This window comes from Streptomyces sp. NPDC008313 (assembly GCF_042956125.1).
In the GTDB taxonomy this organism is placed as follows: Bacteria; Actinomycetota; Actinomycetes; order Streptomycetales; family Streptomycetaceae; genus Streptomyces.
Genome location: NZ_JBIBFR010000001.1, coordinates 533,644 through 551,521, shown reverse-complemented (window position 1 = coordinate 551,521; position 17,878 = coordinate 533,644). Strand labels below are relative to the sequence as shown.

The following is a 17,878-nucleotide window of genomic DNA, read 5'->3' as shown; positions in this document are numbered from 1 at the left end:
CGCGCAGGACGGCTCGTCGATGCTCGCGTCCCACGCGGACCGCGAGCGCGCGGTCGACGTGCTCAGAGCGGGGTTCAGTGAGGGGCGGCTGCAGCAGGCGGAGCTGGAGAAGCGCGTCACGCGGGCGTACGAGGCGCGGACGGTGGGGGAGCTCGGGCTGCTCGTCGCCGACCTGCCGCAGGGCCCGCTCCCTGTGCAGTACGCCGTGGCCCCCGTGCCGCGCGCGTTTCTGCCGGCACCGGTGCCGCCGCCCAACAACGGCAAGGCCGTGGGCGCCCTGGTGTGCGGCATCCTGACCACGATGACGGCGGGGCTGACCGGCATCCCCGCGGTGGTGCTGGGTCACACGGCCCGCTCCGAGATACGCCGCACGGGCCAGGGGGGCGACGGCTTCGCGGTCGCCGGCCTGATCCTGGGCTGGCTGTCCATCGCGGGCTGGACGCTGTTCGTGATCGCCGTGGTATTGATGTCCAGGTAGCCGTGCGGGCCAGTGCGGCCCCCTGCGACCGGCCCCGTGCAGCGCGCGGAGGAGGCGCGACGGGCTGTGCGCGCGCCCCGCGTCGACCAGCGGATCCGGTACCCCGGGCAGGTGGCGGCCGGGTGTGCCGGAGTTGTTTTGACCGCAGGCAATGAGGTAGGTACGCTCAGACCTTGTGCCTGGGGTGTGCCCTGGCTCGCGTGCGTGCCTTCAACCGCGAGGCGAGCCGTAACCGGCCACCGTGATCTGCGCCCTTCTCGCCTCGTGCGGAAGTCCGCAGTATTCGACACACCCGACCGCGTGGGTCGGAGATGTTCCAGGTTAGCTTCACCATTCGGCACACAGAAACCGGAGAAGTAGTGCCTACGATCCAGCAGCTGGTCCGGAAGGGCCGGCAGGACAAGGTCGAGAAGAACAAGACGCCCGCGCTCGAGGGTTCGCCCCAGCGTCGTGGCGTCTGCACGCGTGTGTTCACGACCACCCCGAAGAAGCCGAACTCGGCCCTGCGTAAGGTCGCGCGTGTGCGTCTGACCAGCGGGATCGAGGTCACTGCTTACATTCCGGGTGAGGGACACAACCTGCAGGAGCACTCCATCGTGCTCGTGCGCGGCGGCCGTGTGAAGGACCTGCCGGGTGTTCGCTACAAGATCATCCGTGGTTCGCTCGACACCCAGGGTGTCAAGAACCGCAAGCAGGCCCGCAGCCGCTACGGCGCCAAGAAGGAGAAGTAAGAATGCCTCGTAAGGGCCCCGCCCCGAAGCGCCCGGTCATCATCGACCCGGTCTACGGTTCTCCTCTTGTCACCTCCCTGATCAACAAGGTGCTGCTGAACGGCAAGCGCTCCACCGCCGAGCGCATCGTGTACGGCGCCATGGAGGGCCTGCGCGAGAAGACCGGCAACGACCCGGTCATCACGCTGAAGCGCGCGCTCGAGAACATCAAGCCGACCCTCGAGGTCAAGTCCCGCCGTGTCGGTGGCGCCACCTACCAGGTGCCGATCGAGGTCAAGCCCGGTCGCGCCAACACGCTGGCGCTGCGCTGGCTGGTCGGTTACTCCCGCGCCCGTCGCGAGAAGACCATGACCGAGCGTCTGCTCAACGAGCTTCTCGACGCCTCGAACGGCCTCGGTGCGGCCGTGAAGAAGCGCGAGGACACCCACAAGATGGCCGAGTCCAACAAGGCCTTCGCGCACTACCGCTGGTAGTCGCAGACCCCATCGAGACCGAGAGAAGACCGAAGCCTTATGGCTACCACTTCACTTGACCTGGCCAAGGTCCGCAACATCGGGATCATGGCCCACATCGACGCGGGCAAGACGACGACCACCGAGCGGATCCTGTTCTACACCGGTGTCTCGTACAAGATCGGTGAGGTTCACGACGGCGCCGCGACGATGGACTGGATGGAGCAGGAGCAGGAGCGTGGCATCACGATCACCTCTGCTGCCACCACCTGTCACTGGCCGCTCGAGGACAACGACTACACCATCAACATCATCGACACCCCGGGGCACGTCGACTTCACCGTAGAGGTGGAGCGTTCCCTGCGTGTGCTCGACGGTGCCGTGACGGTGTTCGACGGTGTCGCCGGTGTCGAGCCCCAGTCCGAGACGGTGTGGCGTCAGGCCGACCGTTACGGCGTCCCGCGCATCTGCTTCGTCAACAAGCTGGACCGCACGGGTGCCGAGTTCCACCGCTGCGTCGACATGATCTCGGACCGCCTTGGTGCGCAGCCGCTGGTCATGCAGCTTCCGATCGGCGCCGAGGCCGACTTCAAGGGCGTCGTGGACCTGGTCCGCATGAAGGCGCTCGTGTGGTCCGCCGAGGCCGCCAAGGGCGAGATGTACGACGTCGTCGACATCCCGGCCACGCACACCGAGGCCGCCGAGGAATGGCGCGCCAAGCTGGTCGAGGCCGTCGCGGAGAACGACGAAGAGATCATGGAGCTGTACCTGGAGGGCCAGGAGCCCACCGAGGAGCAGCTGTACGCCGCGATCCGTCGCATCACCATCGCGTCCGGCAAGTCCAGCGACACCACGGTCACCCCGGTGTTCTGTGGCACCGCGTTCAAGAACAAGGGCGTCCAGCCCCTGCTCGACGCGGTCGTGCGCTACCTCCCGACCCCGCTCGACGTCGAGGCCATCGAGGGCCACGACGTCAAGGACCCCGAGGTCGTGGTCAAGCGCAAGCCGTCCGAGGACGAGCCACTGTCCGCCCTCGCGTTCAAGATCATGAGCGACCCGCACCTCGGCAAGCTCACCTTCGTCCGGGTGTACTCCGGCCGCCTGGAGTCCGGCACCGCGGTGCTGAACTCGGTCAAGGGCCGCAAGGAGCGCATCGGCAAGATCTATCGCATGCACGCCAACAAGCGTGAGGAGATCGAGTCGGTGGGCGCCGGTGACATCGTCGCCGTCATGGGCCTGAAGCAGACCACCACCGGTGAGACGCTGTCCGACGACAAGAACCCGGTCATCCTGGAGTCCATGGACTTCCCGGCGCCGGTCATCGAGGTCGCCATCGAGCCCAAGTCCAAGGGCGACCAGGAGAAGCTCGGCGTCGCGATCCAGCGCCTGGCCGAGGAGGACCCCTCCTTCCAGGTCCACTCGGACGAGGAGACCGGCCAGACCATCATCGGCGGTATGGGCGAGCTGCACCTCGAGGTGTTCGTCGACCGCATGCGCCGTGAGTTCAAGGTCGAGGCCAACGTCGGCAAGCCGCAGGTCGCCTACCGTGAGACGATCCGCAAGACCGTCGAGCGCGTGGACTACACCCACAAGAAGCAGACCGGTGGTACCGGTCAGTTCGCCAAGGTGCAGATCGCGATCGAGCCGATCTCGGGCGGCGACGCGTCGTACGAGTTCGTGAACAAGGTCACCGGTGGCCGCATCCCGAAGGAGTACATCCCTTCGGTGGACGCCGGTGCGCAGGAGGCCATGCAGTTCGGCATCCTGGCCGGCTACGAGATGACGGGCGTCCGCGTCACGCTCCTCGACGGCGCCTACCACGAGGTCGACTCCTCCGAGCTCGCGTTCAAGATCGCCGGTTCGCAGGCCTTCAAGGAGGCCGCGCGCAAGGCCAGCCCCGTGCTGCTCGAGCCGATGATGGCCGTCGAGGTCACCACGCCCGAGGACTACATGGGTGAGGTCATCGGCGACATCAACTCCCGCCGTGGTCAGATTCAGGCCATGGAGGAGCGGATGGGTGCCCGGATCGTCAAGGGTCTGGTGCCCCTCTCGGAGATGTTCGGCTACGTCGGAGACCTCCGCAGCAAGACCTCGGGTCGCGCAAGCTACTCGATGCAGTTCGACTCCTACGCCGAGGTTCCGCGGAACGTCGCCGAGGAGATCATCGCGAAGGCCAAGGGCGAGTAACGCACCGCGTTCCACGCCTTAGGCTTGACACCGACCGCCGGGGTTCGATCCCCACCGGAGACGACCCCGGCGGCCGGCACCCCAGCAAAGATCACCTGGCGCCGATGAGTAAGGCGTACCAGAACCACTCTCAGGAGGACCCCAGTGGCGAAGGCGAAGTTCGAGCGGACTAAGCCGCACGTCAACATCGGCACCATCGGTCACATCGACCACGGTAAGACGACCCTCACGGCCGCCATTACCAAGGTGCTGCACGACGCGTACCCGGACCTGAACGAGGCCTCGGCCTTCGACCAGATCGACAAGGCTCCTGAGGAGCGCCAGCGCGGTATCACCATCTCCATCGCGCACGTCGAGTACCAGACCGAGACGCGTCACTACGCCCACGTCGACTGCCCCGGTCACGCGGACTACATCAAGAACATGATCACGGGTGCGGCGCAGATGGACGGCGCCATCCTCGTGGTCGCCGCCACCGACGGCCCGATGCCGCAGACCAAGGAGCACGTGCTCCTGGCCCGCCAGGTCGGTGTTCCCTACATCGTCGTCGCCCTGAACAAGGCCGACATGGTGGACGACGAGGAGATCCTGGAGCTCGTCGAGCTCGAGGTTCGTGAGCTCCTCTCCGAGTACGAGTTCCCGGGCGACGACCTGCCGGTCGTCAAGGTCTCGGCGCTCAAGGCCCTTGAGGGCGACAAGGAGTGGGGCCAGTCCGTCCTCGACCTGATGAAGGCCGTCGACGAGAACATCCCGCAGCCCGAGCGTGACGTCGACAAGCCGTTCCTCATGCCGATCGAGGACGTCTTCACGATCACCGGTCGCGGTACGGTCGTCACCGGCCGTATCGAGCGTGGTGTCCTGAAGGTCAACGAGACCGTCGACATCGTGGGCATCAAGCAGGAGAAGACCACCACCACGGTCACCGGCATCGAGATGTTCCGCAAGCTGCTCGACGAGGGCCAGGCCGGTGAGAACGTCGGTCTGCTCCTCCGTGGCATCAAGCGCGAGGACGTCGAGCGCGGCCAGGTCATCATCAAGCCCGGTTCGGTCACGCCGCACACCGAGTTCGAGGCCCAGGCCTACATCCTGTCCAAGGACGAGGGTGGCCGCCACACGCCGTTCTTCAACAACTACCGTCCGCAGTTCTACTTCCGTACGACTGACGTGACCGGTGTTGTGACCCTCCCCGAGGGCACGGAGATGGTCATGCCGGGCGACAACACTGAGATGAAGGTCGAGCTCATCCAGCCCGTCGCCATGGAAGAGGGCCTGAAGTTCGCCATCCGTGAGGGTGGCCGGACCGTGGGCGCCGGCCAGGTCACCAAGATCAACAAGTAATTGCTGATCGCGTGACCCGGTTCATCCGGTAGCTCCTTCCAGAGCAGCTGAGAGGGCCCGTACGACTTCGGTCGTGCGGGCCCTTTCGCGTGCCCGGGGGACGGTCCACGTCCCTGGTGCATGCCGCGGGGCCGGTCCACACATCCCGTGCGCGCCGCGGGGACGGTCCGTGCGCCCCGTTCATGCCGCGGGGACGGCGGGCGCCTCACGGTCGCGCGCGTGTCCTGTGACCCGTTCGGCGTATCCGTCCGATCTTGAAGCAGTACCGGTTCGATCACGGGTCGTATACGGCTCTGTCCAACGCCTGTGTGCCTGCGGAAACGTTGCCGTGGTCATCTGGAGAGAGTGAGCCCGTGAGTACCGTCCCGCCGCCCGAGCAGCCCGACGAGAGATCCGGCGAGGAGCCGCCGTCCATAACCGACGAGCAGTTGGAGGCGTTCCTGCGGGACGCCGAGTCGGGCGGGGGCGCACCGCCGCCGAAGGAGCCGTCGGCACGGGCGCGGATGGTGACCCGCAGGCTGCGGGAGGCGGACGAGACGGCGACGGCGCCGGAGGGGCGCGGCGGACGCGGGCGCCGGTGGGGCCGGAAGAAGGACCGGGCACCGCAGCAGTGGACCCCGCCGGGCTGGCGCACCGGTCCCGCGTGGCAGGAGATGAACGGCAAGCGGCGCGGCGTGCGGCGCGGGCTGCTGTCGGCGCTCGGTGTGGCGGTGGCCGTCGTCCTCGCCGTCCTCGCCATACGGCCGTCGCTGCTGCTGGGCGCGCAGCCCGGCCCCGACTCCGCCTCCGCCCCGCCTCCTCTGGCCGCCGAGACGGCCCGGCCGTCCGGCGCTCCGGGTGAGGCTCCGAACCGGCAGCCCACGCCGGAGCAGCCGTTCCTCGGCTCGCCCGCCCGCGCCTGGGCCGAGGGCGCGGACGCCATCGAGGTGCCGGAGGCCAAGGCCGCAGGCGGACTGAGCAAGGGAGACGTGGCTCTCGCCCTGCGCCACGTCAAGGAGTTCCTGGTCGCCACCAACCTGGACCCGGCCGTCCTGCGCGGCGGCCGGCCGAAGGAGGCGCTCTCCCTCCTCGACCCGAAGCAGCCGGACCTGCTCGACGACGTGCGGCGCTCGCTGCGCGACCCGGACCGCGAGCACGACCCCAAGATGCTGATCAGCCGTTTCGACGCCGACGACGTCCGCCCGGTGGGGAACGTGGTCAAGGTGCGCGGGCGCATGTCGTTCGAGGCGGGCCGCCCGGGCGAGGTGCGTGTGCACGCCGACTACACGTTCGTCTATCCGCTGGTCATGGCGGACGGGGACGACGACCGGGTGGCGCGCACGATCGTCCGCCGTGAGCTGACCATGACCGTGGCGGACCCCCGCAAGTGGATCGCGACCAAGGACAAGCTGCTGCTCGAGGAGTACGACGCCGAGTACTTCAACGACGAGTGCGGCATCGACGACGGCTGGTTCCACCCCGTCTTCCCGGGCGACGCGCCCGTCGGGGGAGGGGCCAGCGGCGCGGCGGAGGACCCGTACGACCGCAGCGACTCCCTGAGGGCAGACGGCTCGGAAGAGGGCGACTGCGGGACGACCAGCCGTACCTGAGCGGATGCGGCTTTGCGCCGGATGCGGTTCCTGAGCGGGGCGCGGTTCCTGAGCGGGACACGGCCCTGCGCCGGACGCGGTCCATGAGCGGGGCGCGGCCCTGCGCCGGACGTGGGTGAAGACCGGACCCGGGTCTCCCCTCGGCGCACCCGGGTCCGGCCGGTCTGGAGAGCGGTGGTCAGCGGCCGCTCAGACGCGCTGCCACAGTGCCGGTACGTTCGGCGGCTGCCAGCCCGGCTGCGCCTGGTGACCCTGGAGACAGCGGTACGTGGCACCGCCGTACGTCACCTGGTCGCCCGCCTGGTAGACGGTGCCGGCCGCCCAGGTACCGCCCGGCTCACCGGGATCGCCAGGGTCGCCCGGGTCACCGGGGCCGGTGGTGGTCTTGAGGGTGAGGCCGTAGGCGCCCAGGATCGGGTTGACCGGCTGGAAGAACGTGGTCCCGCCGCTGGAGCAGTCGCCCGAACCGCCCGAGGTGACGCCCTGCGCCTGGCTGCCGGAGATGAAGGAGCCGCCCGAGTCACCGGGCTCGGCGCAGACCGAGGTGCGGGTGACGCCGGAGACCGTGCCCTCCTGGTACGTCACGCTGGTGTTCAGCTGCTGGACCGTCCCGCAGTGCCAGCCGGTCGTGGACCCGGAGCGGCACACCGAGGCGCCGACGGTCGCCTGGGCCGACCCGGCCACCTGGACGTTCTGGCCGCCCTGGTTGACGTACGGGGTCGCCGTCCAGTTGGAGTTGGCGGCCACCCAGGCCATGTCGTTGCCGGGGAACACCGACGCCTGGAAGGTGCCCTGGGCCACCTGGTTGGAGCCCGTGGTGCTGCTGCCGGCCCGGCCGCAGTGGCCGGCGGTGGCGAAGCCCTGCTGGGCGCCGCGGGTGACCGGGAAGCCGATCGAGCAGCGGGTGCTGCCGTTGATGTAGTACGCGTCGCCGCCCCGCAGGTCGTAGAGCGGGCGGGGCCGCTCGGCGGACTTCCTCACCCGTACGAGGTCACGCTCGACGCCCGCGGCCGTCAGCAGCGCGCGTGCGGCGGCGGGCCGGACGGCCTCGACCACCACGGTGTTGCCGCGCACGTCGACGTACCAGACGGGGGCGTCGGCGGTCGGGGTGTGCCGGGCCGCCCGGTCGAGGCGTGCCTTGGCCGCGTCCAGCGCGGCGAGGGAGTGGTCCACGACGGTGGCGTGGGCGCCCCTCGCCTCGATCGCCGGTACGTCGGCGGCGTCGGTGGTGGCCACGGTCAACGTGTCCGACTCGGCGCCGCGCACCCAGGCGCCGGCGAAGCCGGTGCCCAGCGCGGCCCGCAGCCTCCCCGCCGTGGCACCCGCCTCCGCCTCGTTCGCCAGCCGCCGCTCGGCCTGCCCGCGGCCGAGGCCGAGGTCGCGCCGCATGGCGTCCAGTACGGCACCGGTCGTGTCGGCGGTGCGCAGCGTCTCGGCGGCGGCGGGCACCCGGGGTGGAGCGGAGTCCGAGTCCGCCGTCCCGGCGTTCGCCGAGCCGCTGAGGCCGGTCAGGAGCAGGGCTCCTGTCGCGGTCATGGCGGCGCACACGGCTCTGGTGTGTCGCTGGAGCATGGGGATCTCCTCGGTCGGTCTCGGGTCTCGGTCTCGGTCTCGGGTCGCGGTGTCGCGGTGTCGCGGTGGGGGAGGTGCCGAAACCGTAGGGAGGGATCCGGGAGGAGGGGCAGACACCGGCCGGCCCCCTGCACGGTGTTATGGAAGGGCGGGGCGGCGGAGGGGTGGGGGCCGCGGACGGCGCGTGCCGGGGCCGGTGGCTGCCGGGGGCCGGTGCTCGGTCACCGCGGGGCGCCGGACGACAGGGGCGCCGGGCGACGAGCGAACGGACGGACGAACGAACAGGCGACGAGTGACGGGTGCGAGCCGAGCCGGGGGCCCGCCGGGCCGATGTGCTGCCCGTGCCCGGTGGGGTCACTGGCCCGGTGGGGTCACTGGGCCGCGAGCCAGTCGGCGTAGCTGTCGCTGCGGGCCGCCGCGCCCGCGTGGGCCGTGCGGGCCTCGGCGAGGACGGTCGCGGCGGTGCCCGCCTCCTGCGTCGCCGGATGCCAGCCCAGCAGATGCCGCCAGACCAGCGGTGAGCCGGTCAGCGGCCGGGTGGTGATGCCCGGCGTGGGCGGGAACGTCGCCCGGCACAGCCCCACCGCCCGGCCGACCTGGACCAGGTGGACGCAGGAGGCGATGTCCGTCTCGTACATGCGGCGCGGGGCGAACCCGGCGCGGGCGCACGCCGCGGTGAAGCAGTCGGCGAAGCAGCCGTCGCCGGGCACGCAGGCCCACTCCTCGTCCGCCAGTTCGATGAGGTCGGCCTCGCGCCCGCCGGTGAGGGGGTGTCCGTCGGGGAGCATGACGAAGACGGGGTCGACGGCGATCTCCCGCCAGACGAGGTGCTCGGCGCCGGGCGGTTCGGCCGAGCCGCAGGTCCCGGCGAGGGCGAAGTCGAGGCGCCCCTCGGCGAGCAGTCCGGCGAGTTCGCGCTCGGACCAGGAGGCGCGGGTGGTCACCGTGGCGCCGGGCGCGGCGTCGGCCAGGCGGTCGACCAGCGCGCCCAGCAGGGGACCGTGCGTGCCGCCGAGCCGCAGCCGTTCGGTCTCGTGCCGGGTGCGGGCGAACCGGGTCGCCTCCCGCTGGAGTTCGGTCACCGCGGGCAGCACGATCCTGGTGCGCTCCAGGACCAGCTCGCCCAGCGCGGTGACCCGCACCCCGTGCCGACCGCGTTCGAACAGTGTGCCGCCGAGGGCCCGTTCGATCCGCCTGAGCTGTGCGCTCAACGCGGGCTGCGCGAGTCCGAGTACGGTCGCCGCCCTGGTCAGGCTGCCCGCCTCGGCGATGGCCCGGATCGTCTTGAGATGCCGCAACTCCAGCTCCATGAGGGGAGCTTGAAGCCGGAACGGCCGGGCGGCAAGGGTTTGGTATGGACCACTTGAACGACACGCCCGGGACTCCGAAACTATTCGGCGCGCTCGCCCCATTGTTCCCGCGGGACCCTCGCCCCACTATTTGTCATGCCGCTGAGCAAATTGATCTCGGGGGTGCCGTCAGCGGTGCCCGTCGAGCGGACGGAGGGTGTGGCATGTCTGGAGACCTCAGCCGGAGGACCGTGCTGGGAACGGGGGCCGGGCTCGCCGCGGTGCCGGTGCTCGCGGGCACCGCGCGGGCGGAGGCGGGGGCGGGGGCCGGGGCGTCGGCCGACGGAGGTCTGCGGACCACCGACGCGGGGGCGTACGTCTCCTTCACGCCGCGGGCGGGCGCGTTCACGCTGGTCCGAGGCGGCCGGGCGGTTCCCGTCGTGGTCAGCGCCAAGGATCATCCGGGCGTCGTGCGGGCGGTCGGGGACCTGCGGGCGGACATCGAGCGGGTCACCGGCGTGCGCCCCGGCGCACGGAAGGCGCGTGAGGTCGTCCTCGTCGGCACCCTGGGCCGGAGCCCGCTGATCGACGGCCTGGTCGCGGCAGGCAAGCTCGACGTCGACGGGATCGCCGGCAAGTGGGAGACCTCGCTGCAGACCGTGGTCGAGCGGCCGATGCCCGGCGTCGACCGCGCGTTCGTCATCGCGGGCAGCGACCCGCGCGGCACGATCTTCGGGGCGTACGACCTGTCGTACGGCATCGGGGTATCGCCCTGGTACTGGTGGGACGACGTGCGCCCGGTCCACCGGGAGGAGATCCACGTCCTTGCGGGCCGGCACACCCAGGGCACGCCCGTCGTGAAGTACCGCGGGATCTTCATCAACGACGAGAACCCGGCGCTCGGCACCTGGGCGCCCGAGTACTTCGGGCCCGGAAAGGCCGACGGTTTCCCCGGAGGCTTCAACGCGGACTTCTACGCCAAGGTCTTCGAGGTCCTGCTGCGGCTGAAGGCGAACTATCTCTGGCCCGCCGTGTGGGGCCGCGCCTTCGCCGAGGACGACGCGGAGAACCACGCGCGCGCCAAGGAGTACGGGATTGTCATGGGCACGTCCCATGAGGCGCCCATGATGCGGGGCATCGAGGAGTGGAACCGGCACGCCGTCGCCGCCGTGCGCGACGCCGACGGCGAGATCGTCACGCCGGGCCATGACCCGTACGGCGGCACGGGGGAGTGGTCGTTCCGCCGCAACGCCGACGCGATCAAGCAGTACTGGCGCGACGGCATCCGCCGGATGGTGGACCAGGACTTCGAGGGTGTGGTCACCCTCGGCATGCGCGGCAACGGCGACACGAGCCTGCCGGACGGCGACGGCGTCGACCTCATGCGGGAGATCATCGACACCCAGCGCTCGATCCTCGTGGAGGAGACCGGTAAGAAGCTCTCCGACATCCCGCAGGTGTGGACGCTCTACAAAGAGGTCCAGCGGTACTGGGACCGCGGACTGCGTGCCCCGGACGACGTCACGGTCGTCCTGACCGACGACAACTGGGGCAACATCCGCAAGCACCCCGACCCCGCAGAGCCCGCCCGGGACAGCGGATACGGCCTCTACTACCACTTCGACTACGTGGGCGTCGGCCGCAACTACAAGTGGGTCGACACCACTTCCCTGCCCAATATGTGGGACCAGCTGCGGCAGGCCCACGCCTACGGCAACCACGGCCTGTGGGTCACCAACGTCGGCGACCTGAAGGGCAACGAACTGCCCACCGAGTTCTTCCTCGACTACGCCTGGAACCCCGACCGCCTGCCCCTCGGCAGACTCGGTGAATGGGAACGGCGCTACGCCCGGCAGAACTTCGGAGCCGAGCACGCCGACGCCATCGCCGAGGTCCTCGCCACGTACGGACAGCTCCAGTCGCGCCGCAAGCCCGAGCTGCTCAACCGCCGGATCACACTGGACGGTTCGGAGGTCGTGTACGACGACCAGGAGACCCCCTTCTACGGCCGCGAGCTCGAACAGGTCACCGACGAGTGGCGCCGGCTGGCCAGGGACGCGGACCGGATCGCCCGCCGCCTGCCGGCGTCCTCGCAGGACGCCTGGTACGAGCTGGTCGGGTACGAGGTCACCGCCACCGCCAACCTGTACGCGCTGCGCGAGGACGAGTTCACCAACCTCCGGTACGCGGCCCAGGGCAGGGCGGCGACGAACGACCGGGCGGACGCCGCGGAGGCCGGACTGCGCCGCGACCAGTCCCTGGCCGCGCGCTTCGACGAGCGTGTCGCCGACGGCAAGTGGCGCGGCTTCCAGACCCAGCCGCACATCGACTACGGCGACGTCGAGCGCTACGGCCCGAACGCGCCCTGGCAGCAGCCGGAGATCGACAACGTCGCCCTGCCCGACGTCCTCTTCCCCGCCGTCAAGCGCATCGAGGTGCCGGCGGTGGCCGAGCTGGGCGTGGCGGTGGAGGGCTCGCGGGAGTGGTGGCCGCACGCCTCCGGGGACGCCGTACTGCCGACGCTCAGCCCGCACCGGACGGGGCCCGCGCCGTACATCGAGCTGTTCAACCGCGGCACCCGCCACTTCGACTATCACGTCGGGACGTCCGACCCGTGGCTGGTCGTCGACCGTCCGCGCGGCCGGGTCGGCGGGCAGGTGCGGCTCACGGTGAGGGCGGACTGGGCGAAGGCGCCGTCGGGCCGGTCGGAGGGCGAGATCACCGTGCGGGGCGCCGGCACCACCGTGAGGATCAAGGCGGTCGCTGAGCACCCGTCAGTCCGCGACCTGCGCGCGCTGCGCGGCTTCGTCGAGGTGGGCGGCCACGTCGCCATCGACGCGGCCCACCACTCGCGCTCGGTCGGCGCGTGGCAGCGCATCGACCGCATCGGCCGCACGGGCGCGGGCATGACCCCCGCCCTGGTGACCGCGGCCCCGCAGACACCCGGCCGCAGGACGTCACCGCGTCTGGAGTACGAGGTCAGCCTGGCGTCGCCGGGACCGGTCACCGTCTGGGCCCACCTCTCGCCCCGCAACCCGGCCCTGCCCACCGGTGGCCTGCGGTACGCGGTCTCCTTCGACGACGACACCCCGCGGACCGTCGACATCCACGCGGCGACCGGCGCGGACGACGGCACGATGAACAAGCAGTGGGCCCGCAACACCTCCGACAACGTCAACCGGACGTCGACGCGCCACACCCTCACCCGGCCCGGCGTCCACCGCCTCACCTTCTGGATGGTCGACCCGACGGTCGTGCTCCAGCGCCTGGTGATCGACACGGGCGGCCTGCGGCCGACATACCTGGGCCCCCCGGAAAGCCACCGAGCCCACTGACCCACCCCCCGCCGCAGCCGTCCGCTGCCGGGAGGACTACTCCGAGGAGCCTCTCGCCGGGGAACCCCTCACCGAAGAAGCCCTCGCCCGAGAACCACTGTCCGCAGAAGCACTGTCCGCAGAACCACTCCCCGAAGGAACCGTTCATGAAGCACTTCCGCATGCCCGCGGCCGTACTGCTGAGCGCGGCGCTGCTGGTCACGGCGGCCCCGGCCGCCTCCGCGCACGGGGGCGGCGACGCCCCGCTGCGCGCCCTCGCCCACCGTGACCACGTCCGTATCGGCACCGCCGTGGACACGACCGCGCTGGCCGACGACACCACGTACCGCAGGACGACCGCGCGTGAATTCGACTCGGTGACGGCCGAGAACGTCATGAAGTGGGAGTCGGTGGAGCCCGAGCGCGGCACGTACGACTGGGCGCAGGCGGACACGCTCGTCCGCTTCGCCCGCGACCACGGACAGGCCGTACGCGGCCACACGCTCGTCTGGCACAGCCAGCTGCCCGCCTGGCTGACGACGGGCGTCGAGGACGGCTCGATCGACGCGGCGGAGCTGCGGAGCATCCTCCACCGTCACATCACCACCGAGGTGAAGCACTTCAAGGGCAACATCTACCAGTGGGACGTCGTGAACGAGGTCTTCGAGGAGGACGGCTCGCTGCGGAACTCGATCTGGCTGCGGAAGCTGGGCCCCTCCTACATCGAGGACGCGTTCCGCTGGGCCCACCAGGCCGACCCGAAGGCGAAGCTCTTCCTCAACGACTACAACGTCGAGGGCGTCAACGCGAAGTCGACGGCCTACTACGAGCTGGCCCGGAAGCTGCGAGCGAAGGGCGTCCCCGTCCAGGGCTTCGGCATCCAGGGCCACCTGTCGACCCAGTACGGCTTCCCGGCCGACGTCGCCGGCAACCTCGCCCGCTTCGACCGCCTGGGCATGCAGACGGCCTTCACGGAGGTCGACGTCCGGATGCCCACCCCGGCCGACGCGACGGGTCTCGCGACGCAGGCGACGTACTTCCGCGGTCTGCTGGACGCCTGCCTCGACACGCGCGGCTGCAGGTCCTTCACCGTGTGGGGCTTCACCGACAAGTACTCCTGGGTCCCCGGCGTCTTCGAGGGCGAGGGCGCGGCGACGCTGCTCGACGAGGACTACGTCAGGAAGCCCGCGTACGAGGCGGTGCGCCAGGGGCTGCGTTCGGGGCACTGACACAGAGCCCGGCACTCCCTCCGGCCCGTCCGTCGCTCCCGCGGCGGGCGGGCCGACTCACGTGATGTCCGTCCCCCGCCCCGTGAGTACGGGCACTCATGCGCAGCCTCCGAAAGCGCGGTTGGCTGAAGTCGACCGCCCTGATCGCTCCCTGCGATGGGCCGGATGTGAACTGTCACTGCCGGTAGCTAGAGTTACTGGGGAGTCGTGAGCGGCCGTGGCAGTCGTCCACGGCTCCACGGGCGGTACGGGGAGGAGGACGGACGGCGTGTTGCCAAGCGAGGGCGGAGCCGGGACGGGGTCCGGCGCGGGTTCGGGGTCGGGGTCGGGGGAGTCGTGGTTCTCCGGCGTGTTCGACGCGGCGCGGGGCGCCGCCGCTGACCTGGCGACGGAGCTGTCGTCGTTCACGAAGTTCCAGAAGCGCGTCGACGACCTGATCCACGACCTGAAGGGCTCGGCGGCGGGCCCGGGTGAGGTGGGCCAGGAACCGCTGGCCCGCCACCAGTTCGGCGGCGGGGACGGAGCGTGGACCCAGGCGACGGGCCTCTTCACCTCCTACGAGACCGTGATCACCGAACTGGAGAACCTGTCGAAGCTGCTGTCCGACTCCATGGAGGGCATGAACATCGCCGTGCTGGCCTCACACAAGGGCTACGAGAACATCGACCTCGACGTGCGGGACCGCATGGCGGCGATCAGCGCGGAGACGACGGAGCACTACGGCGGTGCCTACGACCCCGGCCTGCCGAAGAAGCCCACGGACCAGGCCCCGGCGGGCGGCGACTCGGGAGGCTCGATCTGATGCCCGGCAAGGGGAGTGACGGCACGTCCTTCGAGGACATGAGCCACGAGCAGATGCTCGCCTGGCTGGACCGGGCGAACGCCGGCACGGTGCAGGCGGCGGCGGACCGGCTGGTCGCGGCGGCGAAGGAGATCCGCAAGATCGCGGAAGAGCTCAAGGTGCGCCCCCAGTGGGTGGAGTGGAAGGGCGAGGGAGCGGACGCGTTCCGCACGTGGACCGGCGACCTGGCCAACGCGACGCTGCGGCTCGGTGACTTCAGCGAGGACTCGGCGACGTGGCTCTCCCGCGCCTCGGACGCGATCGTCACGGCCCAGGCGTCCATCCCCCGCGACAAGCCGGGCGCCCAGGCCAACCTGGACGCGGCGACGGAGGCCCACAACGACCCGGACGCGGCGACGGTGGCCCACAAGTCCACGACGGAACTGGCGGCCCTGGCGGCGGACAAGGAAAAGGTCCGCCAGGAGGCTGCGGCCCAGATGACGAAGCTGGGCCAGTCGTACGACCTGTCGGCGACGCAACTGGACAACTTGGAACGCCCCAAGTTCCCGCCGCCGCCGAAGGCGATCGCACCGCCGGAGGCGAATCGACGTGGCGATCGGAGCGACGCCGGCCGTCAGAGTGATACCGGCCAGGTCGCCGCTGCCACGACCCGCCCCGACTCCGTGGCACTTGGGAGTGGCGAGGCTTCCGAAGCGAGCCGCGGAGTGCACTCTGGAGTCACGTCACGGGGCGAGTCCCTGGCTGAGATCCCTGTTGCTGCGGACAGTTTGCCGCCGACCCATATGGACATCGACTCCACGCCCGTGCTGCCGCAGGCCACGCACCCCGCAGAGGGTGCACAAAGCAATCTGCCCGACACAGGTCAGACGCATGGCAGGGTGAGTCCGGCAGTGGGTGAGGTACCCCCGGCGTTCGGTGGCAGTACGCGTCTTCCTGCCGGTCCTGCGGGGCCGGGGCGTGCAACGGCGACTGGCCGGTCGCCCCTGCTGCCCGGACAAGGGGGTGCCGGCGCCAACCTCGGACGTGGTCCGGGCAGCACGGGAGTTGTCGGTGGCCGTCCCGGCGTAGGTCCTGTGGGCAGGCCGCTGGGGGCCATCCCGCGCGGCACGGTGGTGGGTGCCGAGGGCACGACGACTCGCAACCCGGTGGGGCGCGCCGGAGGTCCCGGCCCTGTGGGGCAGACGCTGGGCCGGCAGACGCAAGCTCCCGGCCGCCGTGTCCCCAACGGGGGTGCCCTCGGCGGTAAGTCGCAGCAACAGCGGCCCGTGGTCGGGCGCCCGTCCGCACCTGTGGGTTCGGGTTCGGACGGAAAGCCAGCGGGAGCGCGTGGTGGAATCTCTGGCGGTACGCCCAACTCGACGCTCTCCGGTCAGAGGAACAGCACCGGTGCCCGTCCGGCACAGCCGAAATCCCCGCCGCGTACGGAAGGCAGGAGAGAGCAGCCCCGTCGCCGTGACGGGGATGGCCAAGCCAGGCAGAAGGACGGTCGCCATGTCGTACCGCCTGTGATCGACTGACGCAGAGGAAGGCGAGAGGAAGCGCATGCTCATCGGCGATATGTCGCACCAGTCATGGCGGGCCGCCGCAACGGCAGTCCTTGGCCTGTTGCTGGTGGGTGCCGCAGGAGCACCGGCCCACGCGGAGTCGACGCGTGATCAGCAGTGGTTCCTCGATGCCATGAAGGCCGAGCAGATGTGGCGGACGAGCACCGGCAAGGGCATCACCGTTGCTGTGATCGACACCGGCGTCGATCCGAGTAACCCGGACTTGAGCGGCCGCATCCTGCCAGGAAGGGATCTGGCACCGGATCAGTCGGGGGACGCGCACACCGACTACGACGGTCACGGTACGGGCATGGCGGGTCTGATCGCCGGCACGGGCGCCTACGGCGGCGGACAGGGTGCCTTCGGCCTCGCCCCCGGCGCCAAGATCCTGCCCATCCGCATGCCGAAGTCAGAAGCCGCGGCCAATCAGGCGGCGAGTGAGAAGCAGTTCAACGAGAGCGCGCCGAAGGCGATCCGCTACGCCGCAGACGCCGGCGCGCAGGTCATCAACATCTCCATGGGTGTCACGCAAGGTTCGGAGAAGTTGACCACGGCAGTCGAGTACGCCTTGAAGAAGGGCTCGTTGATCTTTGCGGCGGTCGGGAACAGCGGAGACAAGACGAACCGGGTCGAGTACCCCGCCGCCACCCCCGGCGTGGTCGGGGTGGGCGCGGTCGGGAGGAACCTCCGTAAGACCACCGAATCCGAGTTCGGGCCTCAGGTGGACATGGCAGCGCCAGGCGAAGACATGATCGAAGCCTGTGCGGAAGACAGTGGTGTCTGCCGTTCGCACGGCACCAGCGACGCCACCGCCCTCGCCTCCGCCAGTGCCGCCCTCATCTGGTCGAAGCACCCGGACTGGACCAACAACCAGGTCCTCCGGGTCATGCTGAACACCATCGGCGGGCCCACGGACGGTGCCGAGCGCAACGACTCCATCGGGTACGGCATCGTCCGCCCCCGCATCGCCCTGAAGAACCCCGGCGACCCGGGCCCGGCCGACGTCTACCCGCTCCCGGACCTTGCCGCCGCGGCCTCGAAGGCGCCGCGCGCGAGCGCCTCCGCATCCAGCGCGGCGGGTGCTCCGGCGGAGGGCGACGACGCCGCGGCCTCGTCCGAGGACAGCGGCAACGCGCTCCTTCCGGTGGCGCTGGGGGCCGGGGCGGTGGTGCTCCTCGGAGGAGTCTCCGCGGCCTTCGTCCTCGCCCGCCGACGTCGGCGCCCCGCGGCTCTGCCTCCGATGCCCGCCCATGGGGCACCGCACCTTCCTGGCACCGCGCCGGGGACCGGACCGGCCATGGGTCCAGGGTGGAGCGGCGACTCGTCCGGGCCGGGAGAGCGCTGAACGACGGC

General features: G+C 70.5%; 13 protein-coding genes. 11 read left to right on the top strand and 2 right to left on the bottom strand.

The genetic code is table 11. The annotated features are described in order from the left end of the window. The first annotated feature begins 19 nt into the window (after positions 1–19). The 6 genes from ACFY93_RS02555 to ACFY93_RS02530 all read left to right on the top strand — a co-directional run bounded on the left by ACFY93_RS02555 (position 20) and on the right by ACFY93_RS02530 (position 6,775). A complete protein-coding gene (locus ACFY93_RS02555; RefSeq protein ID WP_391352974.1) occupies positions 20–478 on the top strand; it encodes a DUF4190 domain-containing protein in 459 nt (152 codons plus the stop codon). 359 nt (positions 479–837) lie between these two features. Beyond that, positions 838–1,209 (top strand): 30S ribosomal protein S12, encoded by a 372-nt coding sequence (gene rpsL / locus ACFY93_RS02550; RefSeq protein ID WP_003948652.1) that lies wholly within the window; start codon positions 838–840, stop codon positions 1,207–1,209. A gap of 2 nt (positions 1,210–1,211) precedes the next feature. Next, positions 1,212–1,682 (top strand): 30S ribosomal protein S7, encoded by a 471-nt coding sequence (rpsG, locus tag ACFY93_RS02545; RefSeq protein ID WP_003974303.1) that lies wholly within the window; start codon positions 1,212–1,214, stop codon positions 1,680–1,682. A 39-nt stretch (positions 1,683–1,721) separates the two neighbouring features. Then, positions 1,722–3,848: an elongation factor G gene (gene fusA / locus ACFY93_RS02540; protein WP_391352877.1), complete on the top strand. Its 2,127-nt coding sequence runs from the start codon at positions 1,722–1,724 to the stop codon at positions 3,846–3,848. 144 nt (positions 3,849–3,992) lie between these two features. Next, the gene (gene tuf, locus ACFY93_RS02535) at positions 3,993–5,186 is read left to right on the top strand and encodes an elongation factor Tu (RefSeq protein WP_093905285.1); all 1,194 of its coding nucleotides are present in this window, start codon (positions 3,993–3,995) and stop codon (positions 5,184–5,186) included. Between the two features lie 353 nt (positions 5,187–5,539). Then, positions 5,540–6,775 (top strand): hypothetical protein, encoded by a 1,236-nt coding sequence (locus ACFY93_RS02530; RefSeq protein WP_391352875.1) that lies wholly within the window; start codon positions 5,540–5,542, stop codon positions 6,773–6,775. Between the two features lie 189 nt (positions 6,776–6,964). Here ACFY93_RS02530 and ACFY93_RS02525 read toward each other — a convergent pair whose 3' ends face one another. After that, positions 6,965–8,347 carry an alpha-lytic protease prodomain-containing protein gene (locus tag ACFY93_RS02525; RefSeq protein WP_391352874.1) on the bottom strand — a complete coding sequence of 461 codons (1,383 nt, stop codon included), beginning with the start codon at positions 8,345–8,347 and terminating at the stop codon, positions 6,965–6,967. A 371-nt stretch (positions 8,348–8,718) separates the two neighbouring features. Continuing rightward, a complete protein-coding gene (locus ACFY93_RS02520; RefSeq protein WP_391352872.1) occupies positions 8,719–9,657 on the bottom strand; it encodes a LysR substrate-binding domain-containing protein in 939 nt (312 codons plus the stop codon). 203 nt (positions 9,658–9,860) lie between these two features. Here ACFY93_RS02520 and ACFY93_RS02515 point away from each other — a divergent pair, with 203 nt between their 5' ends. From ACFY93_RS02515 to mycP, 5 genes are all read left to right on the top strand, one after another. Then, positions 9,861–12,971, top strand: a complete 3,111-nt coding sequence (locus ACFY93_RS02515) for a glycosyl hydrolase 115 family protein (protein ID WP_391352871.1) — start codon at positions 9,861–9,863, stop codon at positions 12,969–12,971. 146 nt (positions 12,972–13,117) lie between these two features. Further along, a complete protein-coding gene (locus ACFY93_RS02510) occupies positions 13,118–14,179 on the top strand; it encodes an endo-1,4-beta-xylanase (RefSeq protein ID WP_391352869.1) in 1,062 nt (353 codons plus the stop codon). A 268-nt stretch (positions 14,180–14,447) separates the two neighbouring features. Further along, positions 14,448–14,981: a hypothetical protein gene (locus ACFY93_RS02505; RefSeq protein ID WP_391352868.1), complete on the top strand. Its 534-nt coding sequence runs from the start codon at positions 14,448–14,450 to the stop codon at positions 14,979–14,981. Then, the gene (locus tag ACFY93_RS02500; protein ID WP_391352866.1) at positions 14,981–16,498 is read left to right on the top strand and encodes a translation initiation factor IF-2; all 1,518 of its coding nucleotides are present in this window, start codon (positions 14,981–14,983) and stop codon (positions 16,496–16,498) included. The genes ACFY93_RS02505 and ACFY93_RS02500 overlap by 1 nt, the downstream gene beginning before the upstream one ends. Before the next feature lie 25 nt (positions 16,499–16,523). Then, the gene (mycP, locus tag ACFY93_RS02495) at positions 16,524–17,870 is read left to right on the top strand and encodes a type VII secretion-associated serine protease mycosin (RefSeq protein ID WP_391352865.1); all 1,347 of its coding nucleotides are present in this window, start codon (positions 16,524–16,526) and stop codon (positions 17,868–17,870) included. The last annotated feature ends 8 nt before the right edge of the window (positions 17,871–17,878 follow it).